At 40.6% G+C, this 4,051-nt stretch carries 5 protein-coding genes; all 5 read left to right on the forward strand.

Annotation, left to right across the window (positions count from 1 at the left end; translation table 11 throughout):
* Positions 1-158: 158 nt before the first annotated feature.
* Positions 159-881 carry a sugar isomerase domain-containing protein gene (locus HOLDEFILI_RS13760; RefSeq protein ID WP_006060402.1) on the forward strand — a complete coding sequence of 241 codons (723 nt, stop codon included), beginning with the start codon at positions 159-161 and terminating at the stop codon, positions 879-881.
* Positions 882-1,242: 361 nt separating this feature from the next.
* Positions 1,243-1,758, forward strand: a complete 516-nt coding sequence (gene nusG / locus HOLDEFILI_RS13765) for a transcription termination/antitermination protein NusG (RefSeq protein WP_006060403.1) — start codon at positions 1,243-1,245, stop codon at positions 1,756-1,758.
* 276 nt (positions 1,759-2,034) lie between these two features.
* Positions 2,035-2,919, forward strand: coding sequence for an LCP family protein (locus tag HOLDEFILI_RS13770; protein WP_244264334.1), 885 nt, complete (start codon positions 2,035-2,037; stop codon positions 2,917-2,919).
* A 50-nt stretch (positions 2,920-2,969) separates the two neighbouring features.
* On the forward strand, positions 2,970-3,677 hold the full coding sequence (locus HOLDEFILI_RS13775; protein ID WP_006060405.1) for a YveK family protein: 708 nt from the start codon (positions 2,970-2,972) through the stop codon (positions 3,675-3,677).
* On the forward strand, positions 3,677-4,051 hold a 375-nt coding region (locus HOLDEFILI_RS18535), incomplete at its 3' end, for an AAA family ATPase (protein ID WP_006060406.1). The genes HOLDEFILI_RS13775 and HOLDEFILI_RS18535, both read left to right, overlap by 1 nt.

Raw genomic sequence — 4,051 nt, forward strand, 5'->3', positions numbered from 1 at the left:
AGTCGATCACGACTGAAACCTGCCGTCTGTTAAGCGAGAGAGGCGTGGAGCTGCCGCTGTTGCTGAGCGAAGACAGCGAAGAAAACCGCAAGCATAACGCAGAATTAAGGCAGAAATACGCAGGCCGTATTTAATAAAGGAAAAGGGAGGTACTAAAAATGTACAATTTTGAATACATGAACAAGGTCGAAGAACTGCTGCACAAAGTGGATGACGCCAACAAGGAAAAAATCCAGGAATTGGCTGTCAAGTTCGCCGACAACATCAAAAACAATCACATCATCCATGTCTTTGGCACAGGTCATTCGCACATGATCGGCATCGAGCTGTTCTGCCGTGCCGGCGGACTGGGCAATGTCAACGCCATTCTGGATCCGGATGCACTGACGAACTTCGGCGCGCGCCGCAGCGGTGCGATGGAAAAGGTTTCCGGCCTGGCAAACGTTATCTTTGATCAGTACAAGATTGACAAGGACGACATCATGATCATCATTTCCAACTCCGGCCGTAACGCGGTTCCGGTTGAAATGGCCATGCGCTGCCAGAAGGAAGGCGTCTACACGATCGCGCTGACGAACCTGCATCAGTCGCAGAACACGACCAGCCGTCATCCAAGCGGCAAGCGTCTGTTCGAATGTGTTGACTGCATTCTGGATAACTGCGTACCTGACGGCGACGCGCTGATGAATGTCGGCGGCGTAGCGACAGGTCCGGGCAGCACGATTTCCAGCATCTTCGTTCTGGATACAATCGTAAACGAAGCGTTAAAGATCCTGGCGGCAGAAGGCTGCGAACTGCCTGTTTTCCAGAGCCAGAACGTCGACGGCTTCAACAACGATGCGATCTACTCAAAGTACGAAGACCGCGTAAAACATTTCTAAGCAATAAGTTAAGGAACTCTGCGGAGTTCCTTTCTTTTTGGTTAGTTTCAGTGATCTCTGAGGAAACTCAGAGTTTTTTTATATTTTAATAGGTTATCAATGAAAAAATACATAACCATTCAGGACATAAAACGTGTTGTTGATGACATTTCAGATGTTAATTATGTAAAAAAAAGCAGACTTTTTGTGACTGTGAAATAAAACTGGAAAATAATGTAAAAATAACACTTTCTCAGCCTTTAACTCATTATATAGACCCTTGTTTATTATGTCAATAAAAGTCTACTTTAAATTACAGACTTGTTGACAACTTCGCAGGGGCGAGAGCGGCAGTTCTTTTTTATTAGAAAGGGGTGGGGGAATGAGTTGGTACTTTATTGAAACGGAGCGCTTCCAGGAAGAACAGGTTAAAGAAACACTGTTGAATTCTCAGTTTGATGCCTTTGCTCCAAAAAAGGAAATGTATTTTAAAAAAGGGGATCTAACAACACTAACACTAAGATTTCTGTTTCCAGGAACAGTTCTGATTCATGATCCGGCATCACCGCCGCAGTTTGCGAAGAAGCTGAATGCATGGCTTGATCGAAATCAGCCGGGCTCAGAGGGAATTCACCGGGAAGCCGACGCTTATTTCTCTTTAGCTTCCGATGAAAAAGAAACTTTGGAACAGCTGTTGAATGAGAAAAAGATCCTCCAGTTTTCAACAGGAATCATTCGAAACAAGGAACTTCATGTATTAAAAGGTCCTTTACAAGGCCACGAAAAAGAGATTCAAAAAATCAAACGTCATCAACGCTTAGCGACATTGCCCATTAAGTTATGCGGGCAAACGATTCCTTTAATTCTGGGATTAGAAGTGATTGAAAAAAACGGATAGAAATCAAATAGTTGTTCAGGCACTTTTGATCTCATTCGCGATTATAGATTACAAACTCATCGAAAGCTTGAGGTGGCGAAGCCTACCTTTTTATTTTACTTCAAAGGATGTGACAAGTTGAAACGAAAGAAACAGCGGAATAAAACAAAGACGCTATTACTAATTGCAGGGGTTCTCATCACATTAATCGTAGGACTAATTCTGAGCGGAAATCTCTATATTGATTCATTATTGAATAAAACAATTCGATCTCGAAAACTTACAGATGAGGACGCAATGATCAATCAGGAAGTCTTAGACCAAGTGAAGAATCATCATATTGTAAATATCGCTTTATTCGGAGCGGACAATGAAGAGAAAGCGCAGTGGAATAATTATGAGATGGAACGATCCGATGCCACAAAGATTATTTCATTGGATTTTGATGCTAAGAAAATTAAGATTACTTCATTACAACGTGATACGTTAATCTGGATACCTGAGCCCTACAACGATTATGATAAGCTTAATCACGCCCATTGGCGAGGCGGTCCCGAGTTGGCTGTCAAGATGTTGAATTATAATTTTGATTTGGATATTACACAGTATGTTGGATTTAGTTTCGAAGCTTTAGAAACATTAGTCGACTTAGTGGATGGGATTGATATTACACTACCTGACGGACTATTAGCTACACAAGTAGTAGAGTTAGGGGCAACAAGAGAAGGCAACGTTTTTCATTTAAAAGGAAAACAAGCACTTGATTATTGCAGATTAAGAAAACTTGATGATGACTTTCACCGGATGGATCGTCAGAATGAAGTTATCTTAAAGATTGTAGAGAAACTCAGTAAAAAGAATCTGATTGATTTGATGGATATTGTCAATGAAATGCTTCCATATGTAGAAACGAATCTGACCAACAACGAAATTAAGAATTATGTCAGCTCTTTATTGAGTTTTGATTTAAAGCTGCTGAATCAGTTTCAAATTCCATCAAAGGGTATGGACTCGATCGAGAAGGTAATCGAATACAACGGATTCAGTCCAATTTACATGATGGAGAATTATGAAGAACTGGCGAAAGAACTTCATTGGAATATTTATGAAGATGAAGATTATCAGCCAAGTTCAACGATTGTTCAACTTGAACAAAACATCCAGGAACGATTCGGATCCTGAATGGGATCTTTTTAATTAGAAATAAAGAAGAAATAAGAGGAGAGTAGAGAATGTACGAAAACGACGAAATTGAAATTGATCTGTCGCGGGTGTTTGAAATTATCAAAAAACATTTCAAACCTTTCGCACTGATCATCCTGGCCACTTCCATTGTGGCGGCTTTGATCACGCTGTTTCTGATACCGAAGAAATACACAGCGGAAGCAAAGCTGATCATTGTCCAAAAGTCTAATCCAGATAGTCAACAGATTAGCTACAATGATCTTCAAACATCTCAGAAGCTGGTGAACACCTACAGTGAGATCTTGAAGAGTGAAGCGATCAGTGATGAAGTCATTCGAAATCTGAAATTAGAAGAGCTGGATACAGAAGGATATCAGAAGATTGTTAAGATCAGCTCAGTGAAAGATACGGAAGTCATCACGATTGCGGTAACGTCAAAAGACCCAAAAGAAGCTGCAGTGATTGCGAACGAGATTGTTTCTGTGTTTCAACGGAAAATTGTCAAGATTATGAATATCGAAAACGTAACGGTATTGAATTCTGCGAAAGTCCCAGAACAGAAATCGAGTCCCTCCAATGTTAAGAACACGATGATTGGTTTCTTACTGGGGTGTGTTATTGATGGCTGTATTGTTATATACATTCTATTGAATGATCGAAACGTCCGGACCGAAGAAGAATTAAAACAAATCTTTGATTATCCGATTATCGGTTTAATTCCCGATATGACGCATGGGACAGGAGGTGCTGAGTAATGTTAAGAGTCGGCGATGAATTGATTACCTTAATTGATCCGGATGCCCCTGCATCCGAAGCTTACCGGACTTTAAGAACTAATATTCTGATGCGGAACTTCGATCGGGATATGAAGGTCATCAATATTATATCAACAACTGCCCAGGAAGGGAAAACGACTTGTGTTCTCAATCTTGCGATGGTTTACGCCCAATTACAGAAGAAAGTCTTAGTCATTGATTTAGACTTAAGAATGCCAACAATTCATAAAAAACTGAAGTTAAAGAATAAAAAAGGTATCTCGGATATCATCGGGCATCAAGCAGATTTTGAAGAAGTGGTTCTGCAACCTTATGAAAATGTGGACGTGATTACCGCAGGAACGAAGATTCCA

Origin of the sequence: Holdemania filiformis DSM 12042 (assembly GCF_000157995.1) — a bacterium.
GTDB classification, from domain to species: domain Bacteria; phylum Bacillota_I; class Bacilli_A; order Erysipelotrichales; family Erysipelotrichaceae; genus Holdemania; species Holdemania filiformis.